Below are 13,864 nucleotides of genomic sequence, written 5' to 3' on the forward strand. Positions count from 1 at the left end.
TACCACGTATGCATGGGTCGACCCGCCTTCTGGATCCCCGGTCGACCGGGGATCGCCGAGGTTGTCGGCCCGTGCACGGCCTGACAACGTCAGGGAGTGCCGGTCAGCCGGGGATCGCTGACACGTCAGACCGCCGCGACCGTCAGCACCACCCGCGCGCGCTCGTCCCCGGCCAGCCAGCGACGGCGGGCGCGGAGGAGGCGGCGGGTCGACCAGGCGAGGAAGGGCAGGGCCATCACGGCGGGCGCCCAGGCCCACGGCAGCGCAGCGAGACCGGTGAAGAGCATCGCGGTCAGCGTCGTCACGAGCGAGAGCCGCCCGGCGTAGCCGGCCATCGCCGCGTGCGGCGCGGGGGTCGCGCGGGGCGAGGAGAGGTCGACGGAGTACGGCGATCGGACCGACCAGGTCATCACGATCGCGAGCACCTGCACGAGGACGACCAGCCAGCACGACGCGACGGCGACCCCGGTCACGAGCGGCGGCAGGCCGTTGCGCAGCAGCGCGAGCACGACGGTCACCCCCGACACGGCCGCCATGCACTCGGCGACCACCAGGGCGCGTACGTCGAACACGTCGGACGACGAGATCGGCAGCGTCTCGCGCCAGACCATGCCCTTGCCGTCGAGGCACCAGGCGTTGACGCCGAAGAGCAGCGCGGCGCCGCTCGCGGTCAGGCCGGGGAGCAGCAGCACGGTCCCCCACTCGAGTCCGGCGACGAGCGCGACCAGACCAGGGCCGATCCCGAGGACCATCAGGCCGCGGCGCATGCCGACCGAGCGCCACACCGACCCGCGGTCGAGGCGGCGCAGGAGGGCGCGGTCGGCGGAGCCCCATCGCGGCTCCGGCGCGGGGCGCGCCTCGTGCACGCCCGACTGCACCCGCAGCTCCTCGCGCGGCGACAGCCCGAGCGCCCAGGCGGCCGGGCGCGCGCCGAGCACGAGCCCGGTCACCGTCAGCAGGAGGAGCGCCCCGAGGGCCAGCGGCCAGCGCCCGGTCTGCGAGGTGTCCGCGAGCCACGTGGTGGGGAGCGACCTGGCGAGCGGCGCGAGGAGTCCGGCGAGGTGGAGCGCGGCGAGGGCGACGGCGACCGCACCGGCGCCGATGCGTACGACGAGCACGCCGCGAGCGGTGCGTCGTACGCCCTCCACGGCCCAGCCGGCTGCCTGCCCGAGCGCGGTGGCGGTGAGGACCCACGCCAGCACGACCAGCTGGGCGCCGACCAGGTTCCCGGGCGGCGTCACCAGAGCCGTGACGGCGAGGAGGGTCCACGCCTGCACCATCCAGGCGAGGTTGACCGGGGCGAGCAGCAGCGCACCGAGGTGCTCGGTGACGGGACTGATCGGGTGGACGGCCGCCTCGCTCCGCGACAGCAGCTCGCGGCCGCCGCCGCTGCCCATGGCGGCGCCGACCGCCAGCAGCAGGAAGCCGGCGAAAGCGGCGCCGAGGTTGCTCTCGAGGGCGGCGAGCGCCCGCTCGAACGGGGCCGAGCCGCCCGACCGCAGGTCGACCCGCGAGGGCACCACGGCGAAGACCGCGGTCAGCACGACCACCACGGCCAGGCCGAGGAAGGCGGCACCGCGGCGGCGTACGGTCCGCGCACGGAACGCCATCAGGTGTCGGGTGTCGCGCGCCGCCTCCAGCCAGGCGTGCGGCCCGGTGTCAGTCGAGGAGGGCACGGTAGGCCTCGCCGGTGAGGTCGCCGGCCTGCATCGCGGCGACCCGGTTGCCGCCGCGCAGCACGACTGCCTCGCCGCAGGCCTCGAGCGCGAGGTCGCGCAGGTGGGTGGAGAGCAGCACGCAGGCGCCGCGGGCGCGGGCGTCGGCGACGACCTCCAGGGTCGCCTCGACGCCGAGCGGGTCGACGCCGTCGAAGGGCTCGTCGAGGAGCAGCACGTCCGGCTCGTGGAGCGACGCCAGCACGACGCTGAGGCGGCGGCTCATGCCGTGGCTGAAGCCGCCGACCACCCGGTGCGCGACGTCGCCGAGCTCGAAGCGCTCGAGCAGGTCGCGTCCGCGCTCCTCCCAGTCGTCCATCCGCCGCAGGCGCGCGCTGAGCTGGAGGTGCTCCCACGGCGTGGCCCGCGGGACCAGGCCACCCACGTCGGGGCAGTAGCCGACGGCTCGCTTGACGCCGAGGGCGTCGGTAGCTGCGTCGTGGCCGGCGACGGTGACCGAGCCGGAGGTCGGTGGCACGACCCCGGCCAGCACCTTCATGGTCGTCGACTTGCCGGCGCCGTTGCGCCCGAGGAGCGCCGTGGCGCGGCCGCTGTCGGCGGTCAGGTCGACACCCGAGACGGCCTCGACGTCCCCGAAGCGGACGTGCAGGTCGCGGACGACGACGGCGGGGGTCTGGCTCACCGCACGATTCTCGCCGCTCGTGCCCGGCTGCGGGCGGGAATACGCCGACCGGGCACTTCGTGCCGTGTTGCGGCAGGAAGTGCCCGGTCGGTGGGGCTGACGGGCACGAAGTGCCCGCTCGGGTCAGGCGGGGAAGGTCTCGCCCTTCGCCGCGAGGTCGCGGAGGTACGCCGTCGGGCGGAAGCGCTCGCCGTAGGCCTCGGCCAGCTCGTCGGCGCGGTCGAGGAAGGCCTGGAGGCCGACCGGGCCGACGCCGTGGCCGGTCTCGTCGAGCGCCTGCCAGCCGGTCATGAACTGCGCCGCACCGCCGGTGAGCGCCGGGAAGCCGATGCCCATGATCGAGCCGATGTTGGCCGCCGCGGCCGAGGTGATCACGCCCTCCTCGAAGCACTTCGCGGTCTCGATCGCCTCGATGAACAGCATCCGGTCGCGCACGTCGCGGATCGGGACCTGCTGCTCCGCGACCGGGAAGTGCTCGGCGAGCCCGGGCCACAGCGTCGTACGACGCCCGTTGTCGTCGTAGTCGTAGAAGCCCGCACCCTTGAGCCGCGACGGCCGGCCGAGGCCGATCATCGTGGAGATGACCTCGCCCGCCGGGTAGTCGCCGAGGTCGATGCCCTCGCGGGACGCGGCGTCCTCGGTGGCCTTGCGGATCTTGGCCATCAGCTCCATGTTGAGCTCGTCGCTGATCTGCAGCGGCCCGACCGGGAAGCCGGCCGACGTCGCGGCCCGCTCGAGCGACACCGGGTGGACGCCCTCGGCGAGCATCGCCAGGCCCTCGTTGATCTGGGTGCCGATGACGCGCGAGGTGTAGAAGCCACGCGAGTCGTTGACGACGATCGGCGTCTTGCGGATCTGCTGCACGACGTCGTACGCCTTGGCCAGCGCGGCGTCGGAGGTCTCCTTGCCGCGGATGATCTCGACCAGCGGCATCTTGTCGACGGGGCTGAAGAAGTGCAGCCCGATGAAGTCGGCCGGGCGGTCGACGCCCGTCGCGAGCTCGGTGATCGGCAGCGTCGAGGTGTTGGAGCACAGCAGCGCGTCGTCGTCGACGTACGGCGCCACCTCGGCGAACACCTTCGCCTTGAGGGACGGGTCTTCGAAGACGGCCTCGATGACGAGGTCGCAGCCGGCCAGGTCGGCCGCGTCGCCGGTGGGCGTGATGCGGGCGAGGAGCTCGTCGGCCTTGTCCTGCGTGATCTTGCCGCGCTCGACGCCCTTGGCGTTGAGCTTGGCGGTGTAGGCCTTGCCCTTCTCGGCCGCCTCGAGCGAGACGTCCTTGAGGACGACCTGCATACCCGCGCGGGCGCAGGAGTAGGCGATGCCGGCGCCCATCATCCCGGCGCCGAGGACGGCGACCTTCGTCGCCTGCCAGCGCTCGATGCCCTGGGGGCGCAGCGAGCCGGAGTTGATCGCCTGGAGGTCGAAGAAGAAGGCCTGGATCATGTTCTTGGCCTGCTGGTTGACGACCAGGTTGGTGAAGTAGCGGCTCTCGATCCGCGAGGCGGTGTCGAAGTCCACCTGCGCACCCTCGACCGCGGCGCTCATGATCGCGCGCGGCGCGGGGTAGACCGCGCCCTTGGTCTGCTTGCGGAGCAGCGCCGGGAAGGCGGGCAGGAACTGCGCCAGCGCGGGCGTCCTCGGGGTGCCGCCGGGCATCTTGTAGCCCGCGCGGTCCCAGGGGTTCCTCGCCGCGTCCTCGTCGTCGCGGTGCTCGAGGATCCACGCCTTCGCCGCAGGGACGAGCTCCTCGCGGGTCGGCACGACGGCGTCGATCAGACCCTTGCCCAGTGCGCCCTGCGGGTCGAACTGGGTGCCCGGCATGAGGACGTCCATCAGCGCGGACTGGAGCCCGAGCATGCGTACGACGCGGGTGACCCCGCCGCCGCCGGGGAGCAGGCCGAGCGTGGCCTCGGGCAGCCCGATCTTCACCGAGCGGTCGTCGACGGCGATCCGGCGGTTGGCCGCCAGCGCGATCTCGAGACCGCCGCCCAGCGCGGCGCCGTTGATGGCGGCCACGACGGGGCGGGGGAAGGTCTCGAGGCGACGGAGGCTGGCCTTGACGGCCTCCCCCATCGCGAAGATCTCCTCGGCGTCGTCGGGCGTCGCCTTCATCATGCTCTTGAGGTTGCCGCCGGCGAAGAAGGTCTTCTTGGCGCTGGTGAGCACGACGCCGGTGACGTCGGCCTGCTCGTCGTACAACCGCTGGACGGCCGCCTCCATCGACGACTGGTAGAGCTCGTTCATCGTGTTGGCGCTGGCCGTCGGGTCGTCGAGGGTCAGGGTGACGATGCCGTCGCTGTCGCGGTCGTAGCGGACGGCGGTCTGGGTCTGGGTGTCAGTCATGTGGGGTTCTCTCACTCGTTGGTCGAGTAGGGCCGAGGAACGAGGTCCGTATCGAGACCTGGCTCCGGGGTGGGGGCTGCTTGTCGTCTGACCGGGTCTCGATACAGCGCGGTCACGGCCTCGTTCCTCAGCCGTGCGCGCCACTCGACCACCATCAGCTGGCCTGAGCTCGTGCCTCGCTCAGACCAGCTCGACGATCGTCGCGATGCCCATGCCACCGCCGACGCAGAGCGTGGCGAGGCCGCGCTTCTGGTCGCGGCGGGCGAGCTCGTCGACGAGGGTGCCGAGGATCATCGCGCCGGTGGCGCCGAGCGGGTGGCCCATGGCGATGGCGCCGCCGTTGACGTTGGTGACGTCGTGGCTGATGCCCATGTCGCGCATGAAGCGCATCGCGACGGCGGCGAACGCCTCGTTGATCTCCCACAGGTCGATGTCGTCGACCTCGAGGCCGGCGCGGGCCAGCGCCTTGCGGGCGGCGGGCGCGGGGCCGGTGAGCATGATCGTCGGGTCGGCGCCGGAGACGGCGGTCGAGATGATCCGCGCCCGCGGCGTCAGGCCCAGCGACGTACCGACCTCCTCGGTGCCGATCGCCATGACGGCCGCGCCGTCGACGATGCCCGAGGAGTTGCCGGCATGGTGGACGTGGTCGATCGACGGGATCCAGTGGTACTTCTCGAGCGCCACGTCGTCGAAGCCCGCGTCGCGGCCGATCTGCGCGAACGACGGCTTGAGCCCGGCGAGGCCCTCGACGGAGGTGTCGGGGCGGACGGTCTCGTCGCGGTCGAGCACGGTCACGCCGCTGAGGTCCTTGACCGGGATGACGGCACCGTCGAAGTAGCCGTTGGCCCACGCCTTGGCGGCGCGGTGGTGCGACTCGGCGGCGTAGGTGTCGACGTCCTCGCGGTTCCAGCCCTCGATCGTCGCGATCAGGTCCGCGCCGATGCCCTGCGGCACGAAGCCGGTCTGCAGCGCGGTGGCCGGGTCCATCGCCCAGGCGCCGCCGTCGCTGCCCATCGGCACGCGGCTCATCGACTCGACGCCGCCGGCGATGACGAGGTCCTCGAAGCCCGAGCGCACCCGCTGGGCGGCCTGGTTGACGGCCTCGAGGCCCGAGGCGCAGAAGCGGTTGAGCTGCACGCCGGCGACGGTCTCGGGGTAGCCGGCCTTGAGTGCTGCGGTCTTGGCGATGTCGCCGCCCTGGTCACCGATGGGGGTCACGACGCCGAGCACGACGTCGTCGACGCGGCCCGGGTCGAGCGTGGGGTTGCGGGTCTTGAGCTCGTCGAGGAGTCCGACGACCAGGTCCACCGGCTTCACCTCGTGCAGCGAACCGACGGCCTTGCCGCGGCCGCGAGGTGTGCGGATGTGGTCGTAGACGAATGCTTCTGCCATGTGGCTGATTGTGACACCATTACTGTCACAGTCCAACAGGTGTGGCGCGCGTCACCTCTCCCCCCGGTCCGCCCACCCGGCGGGGTCTTCGGCGGGCGGGACGCAGACGAGAGGATGGTCCGGTGGAGACCGAGCTGCAGGCCGACCTGCCGGAGGAGCACGACGCCGACCTGCTGACACTGGACGAGCTGACCGAGCGCACGGGCGTCAGCGCGCGCAACGTGCGGTTCTACGCCTCGCGCGGCCTGGTGCCCTCGCCCGTACGACGCGGCCGCTCGGGCTACTACGGACCCGACCACGTCGCGCGCCTCGAGCTGGTCCGCGAGCTGCAGGGCCACGGCTTCACGCTGTCGGCGATCGAGAAGTACGTCGAGCAGATCCCCGCCACCGCCACGCCGTCCGACATCGCCCGCCACCTCTCCCTGCTCGCACCCGTCACCGGCGACCGTGACGTCGACGTGCCGGGCGGCCTGTCCGGGATGGGCATCTCCCCCGATGCCGCGCAGGCGGTCGCGGAGGTCTACGCCGAGCACGGCCGCCAGGTCGCCGAGGAGCTCTCCGAGATCGTGCGCACCAAGGTGTGGCCGCAGTTCCGCGAGGCCGGCTACACCGCCGAGCAGCTGCGCGAGTTCATCCACCGCCTCAAGCCGCTGACCATCGCCGGCCTGGTGACGGCCTACGAGCAGGCCATCGACGACAGCCAGGCGTCGTACGACGGCAGGCGGCGATGACCGCAGGCGCGGTCTACCTCCTGCTCGGCCTCTCGCTGCTCCTCGCGATCGTCCTGCCCCAGCTCGTCCACCGCTTCCCGGTGTCGCCGCCGATGGTGCTCGTCGCGCTCGGCATGGCCATCGGCCTGCTCCCCCTCGACGACTCGATCAGCCTCGACCCGCGCGACCACCACACCCTGATCACCCACGTCACCGAGTTCACCGTGCTGGTCTCGCTGATGGGCGTCGGGCTGGCGATCGACCGCACCTTCGACCCGCGCTCGTGGCGCTCGTGGCGCACCTGGTCGCCGGTGTGGCGGCTGCTGCTGGTCACCATGCCGCTGACCATCCTCGGCATGGCGGTGCTCGGCTGGTGGGTGGCCGGGCTGGCGCCGGCGGTCGCGCTGCTGCTGGGTGCCGCGCTCGCCCCGACCGACCCGGTGCTCGCCTCCGACGTGCAGGTCGGCGAGCCGCTGACCGAGGACGTCGACGACGGCGAGGGCACCGAAGACGTAGGTCCCCGCGACGAGGACGACGACATCCGGTTCTCGCTGACCGCCGAGGCCGGGCTCAACGACGGGCTCGCCTTCCCCTTCGTGCACCTGGCGCTGCTCCTCCTCGCCGGCGGCTTCGGCCTCGCGGACGTGGGCGCCTGGCTCGGCTGGTACGTCGTCGGCAAGATCGCCCTCGGCGTCCTCGTCGGCCTGGCGATCGGCTGGCTGCTCGGCCGACAGGCCTTCCGCTCCCGCAGCGACAAGCTCCGGCTGGCCGACCACGGCGAGCCGATGCTGGCGCTCGCCGCACTGCTGGCGGCGTACGGCGCCGCGGAGGTCGTCGGCGGCTACGGCTTCCTCTCGGTCTTCGTGTGCGCGATGAGCCTGCGCGCCTCGCACCGCGGCCACGCCTACCAGCGCGCGATGCACGCCGTCGTCGAGCGGCTGGAGCGGCTGATGACCCTGCTCGTGCTGCTGGTCCTCGGCATGGCCATGACCGAGGGGCTGCTCGAGCACCTCGACCTGCGCGGCGTGGTCGTGGCCCTCGCGCTCGTCCTCGTCGTACGCCCGCTCGCCGGCTGGGTCGCGGTGGGGGTGCTGCCCCGCGACGAACGCCTCGACGGCGGTCTCGACCGGGGCGAGATGGCGGCCGTCGCGTTCTTCGGCGTCCGCGGTGTGGGGTCGCTGTTCTACCTGGCCTACGCCGTGAGCCACGAGCACGTCCCCGGCGAGGCGTGGCTGTGGTCGACGGTCGCCTTCACGATCATCGTGTCGGTGCTGCTCCACGGCATCACCGCGACACCCGTCATGGCGCGCCTCGATGCCCGCAGGAAGGCCACGGCTGCGACTGGATGAGGTTCGCGTGCGGGTCTGCCTGACAGAGTGGAGGCATGGTCACCGTCCTCGTCACCGGCGCCACCGGCTTCATCGGCCGCCGCCTCGTCCCCGCCCTGCTCGACGCCGGGCACGACGTCCGGGCGATGACCCGGCGACCGGAGTCGTACGACGGCCAGGGCGAGCCGGTCGGTGCCGACGTGTCGGACCGCGCCTCGCTCGACGAGGCGCTGCGCGACGTCGACGTGGCGATCTACCTCGTCCACTCGCTCGACGACCCGGACTTCGAGGCCAAGGACGCCGAGGCTGCACGCACGTTCAGCGCCGCGGCCGCCGCGGCCGGGGTGAAGCAGATCGTCTACATGGGCGGGCTCGGCGACGACGACCAGGACCTGTCGGCCCACCTGCGGTCGCGCCGCGAGGTCGAGCAGCTGCTCGGCGGCGACGGCGTGCCGGTGACGGTGCTGCGGGCGGCGATCGTCGTCGGCCACGGCGGCATCTCGTGGGAGCTCACCCGGCAGCTGGTCAAGAACCTGCCGGCGATGGTCGTGCCCAAGTGGGTCGGCACGCGCACCCAGCCCATCTCGATCGACGACGTGGTGCGCTACCTCGCCGGGGTCGTCGACCATCCCGACGCCCTCGGCCGGGTCTTCGAGATCGGCGGACCCGACCAGCTCACCTACCGGGAGATGCTGCTGGTCGCCAACGAGGAGAGCAACGGCCGTCAGATCCCGATCGTGGTCCTGCCGCTGCTCACGCCCCGCCTGTCGTCGTACTGGCTTGCGCTGGTCACCGACGTCGACGTGACGACCGGGCGCAACCTCATCGACTCGATGTCCACCGAGGTGGTCGTGCGCGACACCTCGATCCGCGACGTGGTGCCCGGTGAGCCGCTGTCCTACCGCGAGTCCGTGCGTCGTGCGCTGGCCGAGAGGGCCGCCGAGCAGCGCGGGTCAGAAGAGCAAGGGTAGCAGGAACAGCATCGACAGCGACCACGTGATGTGGGTCAGGATCGGTGCGAGGATCCCGCCGCTGGCCCGTCGCTCGAGACCGCAGACCGTGCCGAGCAGGACGGCGGCGAAGGCGAGCATCACGTTGCCCGTCGCGAGCGTGGCGACGACGTAGGCGATCGTCGTCCAGAGCACCGGGTGCCGCGGGATCGCGGCGTACATCGCGCCGCGGAAGAACAGCTCCTCGGCGATGCCGTTGACGAAGGTGATGGCCGCGAGCAGCACCAGCGAGCCCTGGTCGGCGTACTCCAGCACGCTGCTGACGTAGTCGGCCAGCGGGTCGATCTCGCGCACGACGAGCGCGCCGAGGACGAAGACCCCGACCATGAGCAGGCCGAGCATGATCGGCGCCAGGATCGGCCGGATGAACACCTCGCCCTCGCCGGCGATGCGGCCGAGGTGGAGCCGGCCGGACAGGAAGGCACCGGCCGCCCACACGCCGGCCAGCACGACGGCCGCGACGTAGAAGAGGTTGCCGCCCGGCTCGAGCCGCAACGACCAGCCGAGGACACCCGCACCGACGAGGACGACGACCGCCGCCACCACCTGGCGCCGACGGAAGGCCTCAGGGGTGTCACGTTGGTCGCGCGGGACGACGTCCCACAGCGATCGCTGGATCCAGGAGCGCATGCGAGTCAGCCTAGGAGGACGCCTCTAGGAGTCCGCCCCCGCCAGGAGCTCGCGGACCCGCGGGATGACTTCCTCGCCGTAGAGGCGCACGGACTCCATCCGCTGGTCGTGCGGCAGCGAGCCGACGGAGTACTTCAGCTGGAAGCGGCTCAGGCCGAGCAACCTGGCCGCCCACGCGATCTTCTGTGCGACCGTCTCCGGGGAGCCGACGAACAGCGCGCCCTCCTTGGAGGCCGCCTGCTCGAACTGGATGCGGGTGTACGGCGGCCAGCCGCGCTCGCGACCGATGCGGGTGTAGAGCTCGGCCTGGTTCGGGTAGAGCTGCTCGCGGGCCTGCTCGTCGGTGGCTGCCACGTGACCCGGGGAGTGCATGCCGATCGGCAGCTCGGGCAGCTCCATCCGGCCGAGCGCCTCGCGGTAGAGGTCGGCGAGCTGGACGAAGCCCGCCGGGGAGCCGCCGATGACGGCGAGCATCAGCGGCATGCCGTACTGCGCGGCACGCACGACCGACTGCGGCGTACCGCCGACGCCGATCCAGGCGGGCAGGCGGCCGGCCGCGGTGGTCGGGTAGACCCGCTGGTCGACCAGCGGCGGGCGGACGGTGCCCTCCCACGACACGGGACCCTCGTCCTGGAGCGCGGCGAAGAGGTCGAGCTTCTCGGCGAAGAGCCGGTCGTAGTCGGACAGCTCGAGCCCGAAGAGCCCGAACGACTCGATGAACGACCCGCGGCCCAACTGGACCTCCGCGCGACCGTTGCTCACCGCGTCGAGGGTGGCGAAGCGCTGGTAGACCCGGATCGGGTCGTCGGAGGACAGCACCGTGACACCGGTGCCCAGCCGGATCCGCTCGGTCTGCCCGGCGATCGCGGCGAGCACGACGTCGGGGGCCGAGATCGCATAGTCCGGGCGGTGGTGCTCGCCCAGGCCGATGTAGTCGACGCCGACGCGGTCCGCGAGCACCGCCTCCGCGACGGTCTGCCGCAGCGTCTCGGCGTGGTTCGCCGGTGCGCCGTCGAGCGGGGCGTCGCCGAACGTGTCGAGGCCCAGCGTGGGGTGCTCGCGCGTGCCGAGCACGGAGAAGTCGAAGTCAGGCATCGGTCCCGCCCTCCTGGTTGGTTGAAGGGTGAACGACCGCCGGGGGTCCGGCATTCCGTCCGTTCGCCCGCTTCAGTGATCCCCGGTCGACCGGGGATCACTGAACTTGTCAGGCTTTGCACGGGCCGACAACCTCAGCGATCCCCGGCTGACCGGGGATCGCTGGTGAAGGAGCCCGGGCGCACGACGCGCCCGGGATGCACGGTGAGTCTCTCGGAGACTCAGTGGCGAGTACGCCGGTCAGCGACCGCGGCTGAACGACGCGGCGCTGTGGCCGCCGCTGCGGGACTGGCCACCCTGGCCACCGCCCTGGCTACCACCCTGGCCGCCGCGACGACGACGGTTGCCGCCGCCACCCTGGCCGCCGGAGCCGCCCTGGCCGCCGCCCTGACCGCCGCCGGAGCGACGACGCTGGCCGCCGCCGGTGGACGAGCCGCTGGGGGTCTCGCTGGTGTAGCTGGTCGGGTTGCCGCGCCGCGACTGGCCGTTGGTCTGGCCCTGGCTGCGAGCCCGCTTGCGCTGGGCGTTGGCGCCGGTCGAACGACCGCCGCCACCCGAGGTGGGCACCTCGACGACGAGGCCACCGGGGGTGCTGCGCTCACCCGGGGCGAGCTGGACGAGCATGGGGTGGCCGGGGCCGTTGACCTTGGTGGTGGTCGGCTTGATGCCGGCCAGACGGGTCAGGTCGCGCACGTCGCGCACCTGCTCGTCGGTCATCAGGGTGATGACGGTGCCCTCGGCGCCGGCGCGGGCCGTACGACCGGAGCGGTGCAGGTAGGCCTTGTGCTCGACCGGCGGGTCGGCGTGGACGACGAGCGAGACGTCGTCGACGTGGATGCCGCGGGCCGCGATGTCGGTCGCGACCAGGGTGGTGGCGCTGCCGGAGTGGAAGGCCTCCATGTTGCGGGTGCGGGCGTTCTGCGACAAGTTGCCGTGCAGGTCGACCGTGGGCACGCCGCTCTTGTTGAGCTGGCGGGCGAGCGCCTTGGCGCCGTGCTTGGTGCGGGTGAAGACCACCGTGCGACCAGGAGCGCTGGTCAGGTCGACCAGCACCGGCACCCGCTGCTCGCGCGAGAGGTGCAGCACGTGGTGGTGCATCGTGGCGACCGGCGACTGCGCCGAGTCGGCCTCGTGGGTCATCGGCTTGTCGAGGTAGCGCTTCACCAGCACGTCGATCGCCTTGTCGAGGGTCGCGGAGAACAGCATCCGCTGGCCCTGCCGGGGCGTCTTGTCCATGATCCGGCGCACGCCGGGCAGGAAGCCGAGGTCGGCCATGTGGTCGGCCTCGTCGAGGATGGTGACCTCGACGGCGGAGAGGTCCGCGTAGCCCTGGCCCATCAGGTCCTCGAGGCGACCGGGGCAGGCGATGACGATGTCGACGCCCTTCTTCAGCGCGGTGACCTGCGGGTTCTGGCCGACGCCGCCGAAGACGGTGCGCGTGGTCAGGCCGGCGGCCTTGGCAAGAGGAGCGAGGGAGGCCTCGATCTGACCGACGAGCTCGCGCGTCGGGGCCAGGATCAGGGCGCGCGGCTTGCGCGGCATGGCCGGGAGCTTCGACGCGTCGAGGCGGGCGACCAGCGGGAGGAGGAAGGCGTACGTCTTGCCGGAGCCGGTGCGGCCACGGCCGAGGACGTCGCGGCCGGCGAGGCTGTCGGGCAGCGTCGCGGCCTGGATCGGAGTGGGAGTGGTGATGCCCTGCTGCTCGAGGATCTGGACGAGCGAGGACGGTACGCCGAGGTCGGCGAAGGTCATGTGACTGCTTTCGGTTGGCGTCTCGCCACCGTGAGCCGCGCTGGTCGTTCTGCGATTGCGCGGCGTACGTGCCTCAGTTGTGAGGGAGGGTTTCCCGAAGGAAACCTGCGTCCGGGGCAAGACCGGCCGGACGTCTGTGGGCACAACGCTAGTGGGACTGGTGGTGTTCCCGCGAATCGATTGCCGTGTGAGTCGTGACTCAGGCGCTGGCGCGCCGGATGAGCGTCGGCGGGATGATCACCCGCATCGGGCGGCTGGAGCCGGGCTCGTCGACGCGCTCGAGGAGCAGCCGGGTCGCGCGCTCGGCCATCTCGTCGACCGGCTGCCGGACGGTGGTCAGGGCCGGGGAGGTGCGCTCGGCGACGCCGAGGTCGTCGAAGCCGACGACGGCGATGTCGTCGGGCACACGGCGGCCGAGCTCGGCGAGGACCTTCAGTGCGCCGGCGGCCATCAGGTCGGAGGCGACCACGAGGCCGTCGATGTCGGGGTGGCGCTCCATGAGCGCCCGGGCCGCGGCCTCGCCGCTGGCCTCGGTGAAGTCGCCGTGCTCGACCGCGTCGGCGGCCAGCCCGGCCGTCGACATCGCCTGGCGCCAGCCGACGATCCGGTCCTCGGAGGCCGTCATGTCGGCGGGCCCGGCGATGGTGCCGATCCGCGTGCAGCCGCGGGCGATCAGGGCCTCGGTCGCCTCGCGCTCGCCCGCCACGTTGTCGACGTCGACGTAGGCCACCCGGTCGCCGCCGGTCCAGGGGCGACCGCCGAAGACGCAGGGCAGGCCGATGTCGGCGAGGTGCTCGGCGAGCCGGTCGTCGCGGTGGTGGGAGACGACCAGGGCGCCGTCGACGTGGCGGTTGGTGAGGTAGCGCAGGGTGCGTGCCGTCGACGCGCCGGGGCGGGCCAGCAGCAGCACCAGCTGGATGTCGCGCTCGCCCAGCACCCGGGTCACGCCGCGCAGCGTGCCGGCGAAGAACGGGTCGGAGAAGACGCGGTCGTCAGGCTCGGGGACGACCACGGCTATCGAGTCCGTACGCCGCGTGACCAGGCTGCGCGCCGCCGGGTTGGGGACGTAGCCGAGGGTGCGCACCGCCGTGTCGACGGCCGACTGGGCGCGCGCGCTGACGCGCTGGCCGCCGTTGATCGCACGGGACGCCGTGGCGCGCGAGACGCCCGCGACCCGGGCCACCTCGTCGAGGGTGGGCTGACCCGCGCTCACAGGGCTGCGCGGGGTGGTCACTCGCGCCAC

General features: G+C 72.5%; 11 protein-coding genes. 3 read left to right on the forward strand and 8 right to left on the reverse strand.

Features of this window, described 5'->3' with window-relative positions:
- Nucleotides 1-125 precede the first annotated feature (125 nt).
- The 4 genes from AC1DP1_RS04075 to AC1DP1_RS04090 form a co-directional block, all read right to left on the reverse strand.
- Nucleotides 126-1,676, reverse strand: a complete 1,551-nt coding sequence (locus AC1DP1_RS04075; protein WP_477505752.1) for a hypothetical protein — start codon at nucleotides 1,674-1,676, stop codon at nucleotides 126-128.
- Complete coding sequence (locus tag AC1DP1_RS04080) at nucleotides 1,660-2,358, reverse strand: ABC transporter ATP-binding protein (protein ID WP_477505753.1); 699 nt, start codon at nucleotides 2,356-2,358, stop codon at nucleotides 1,660-1,662. Before AC1DP1_RS04080 ends, AC1DP1_RS04075 begins: the two co-directional genes overlap by 17 nt.
- A gap of 123 nt (nucleotides 2,359-2,481) precedes the next feature.
- Nucleotides 2,482-4,704 carry a 3-hydroxyacyl-CoA dehydrogenase NAD-binding domain-containing protein gene (locus tag AC1DP1_RS04085; protein WP_477505754.1) on the reverse strand — a complete coding sequence of 741 codons (2,223 nt, stop codon included), beginning with the start codon at nucleotides 4,702-4,704 and terminating at the stop codon, nucleotides 2,482-2,484.
- Between the two features lie 180 nt (nucleotides 4,705-4,884).
- A complete protein-coding gene (locus AC1DP1_RS04090) occupies nucleotides 4,885-6,096 on the reverse strand; it encodes an acetyl-CoA C-acetyltransferase (RefSeq protein ID WP_477505755.1) in 1,212 nt (403 codons plus the stop codon).
- Between the two features lie 122 nt (nucleotides 6,097-6,218).
- Between AC1DP1_RS04090 and AC1DP1_RS04095 the strand changes: the two genes are divergently transcribed.
- From AC1DP1_RS04095 to AC1DP1_RS04105, 3 genes are read left to right on the forward strand one after another with little or no spacing between them, the layout of a single operon-like run.
- Nucleotides 6,219-6,827, forward strand: a complete 609-nt coding sequence (locus tag AC1DP1_RS04095) for a helix-turn-helix domain-containing protein (protein ID WP_477505756.1) — start codon at nucleotides 6,219-6,221, stop codon at nucleotides 6,825-6,827.
- Complete coding sequence (locus tag AC1DP1_RS04100) at nucleotides 6,824-8,155, forward strand: cation:proton antiporter domain-containing protein (RefSeq protein ID WP_477505757.1); 1,332 nt, start codon at nucleotides 6,824-6,826, stop codon at nucleotides 8,153-8,155. The genes AC1DP1_RS04095 and AC1DP1_RS04100 overlap by 4 nt, the downstream gene beginning before the upstream one ends.
- Before the next feature lie 35 nt (nucleotides 8,156-8,190).
- Nucleotides 8,191-9,105: an NAD(P)H-binding protein gene (locus tag AC1DP1_RS04105; RefSeq protein WP_477505758.1), complete on the forward strand. Its 915-nt coding sequence runs from the start codon at nucleotides 8,191-8,193 to the stop codon at nucleotides 9,103-9,105.
- Here the strand turns inward: AC1DP1_RS04105 and AC1DP1_RS04110 are convergent.
- From AC1DP1_RS04110 to AC1DP1_RS04125, 4 genes are all read right to left on the reverse strand, one after another.
- A complete protein-coding gene (locus tag AC1DP1_RS04110) occupies nucleotides 9,088-9,774 on the reverse strand; it encodes a CPBP family intramembrane glutamic endopeptidase (RefSeq protein WP_477505759.1) in 687 nt (228 codons plus the stop codon). The two genes, AC1DP1_RS04105 and AC1DP1_RS04110, sit on opposite strands and share 18 nt — an antisense overlap.
- A 24-nt stretch (nucleotides 9,775-9,798) precedes the next feature.
- A complete protein-coding gene (locus tag AC1DP1_RS04115) occupies nucleotides 9,799-10,869 on the reverse strand; it encodes an LLM class flavin-dependent oxidoreductase (protein WP_477505760.1) in 1,071 nt (356 codons plus the stop codon).
- Nucleotides 10,870-11,109: 240 nt separating this feature from the next.
- Nucleotides 11,110-12,621 carry a DEAD/DEAH box helicase gene (locus tag AC1DP1_RS04120; protein WP_477505761.1) on the reverse strand — a complete coding sequence of 504 codons (1,512 nt, stop codon included), beginning with the start codon at nucleotides 12,619-12,621 and terminating at the stop codon, nucleotides 11,110-11,112.
- Between the two features lie 199 nt (nucleotides 12,622-12,820).
- Nucleotides 12,821-13,855 carry a LacI family DNA-binding transcriptional regulator gene (locus tag AC1DP1_RS04125; RefSeq protein ID WP_477505762.1) on the reverse strand — a complete coding sequence of 345 codons (1,035 nt, stop codon included), beginning with the start codon at nucleotides 13,853-13,855 and terminating at the stop codon, nucleotides 12,821-12,823.
- Nucleotides 13,856-13,864 lie beyond the last annotated feature (9 nt).

The sequence above is a fragment of the Nocardioides sp. P4_G10 genome (assembly GCF_056401175.1).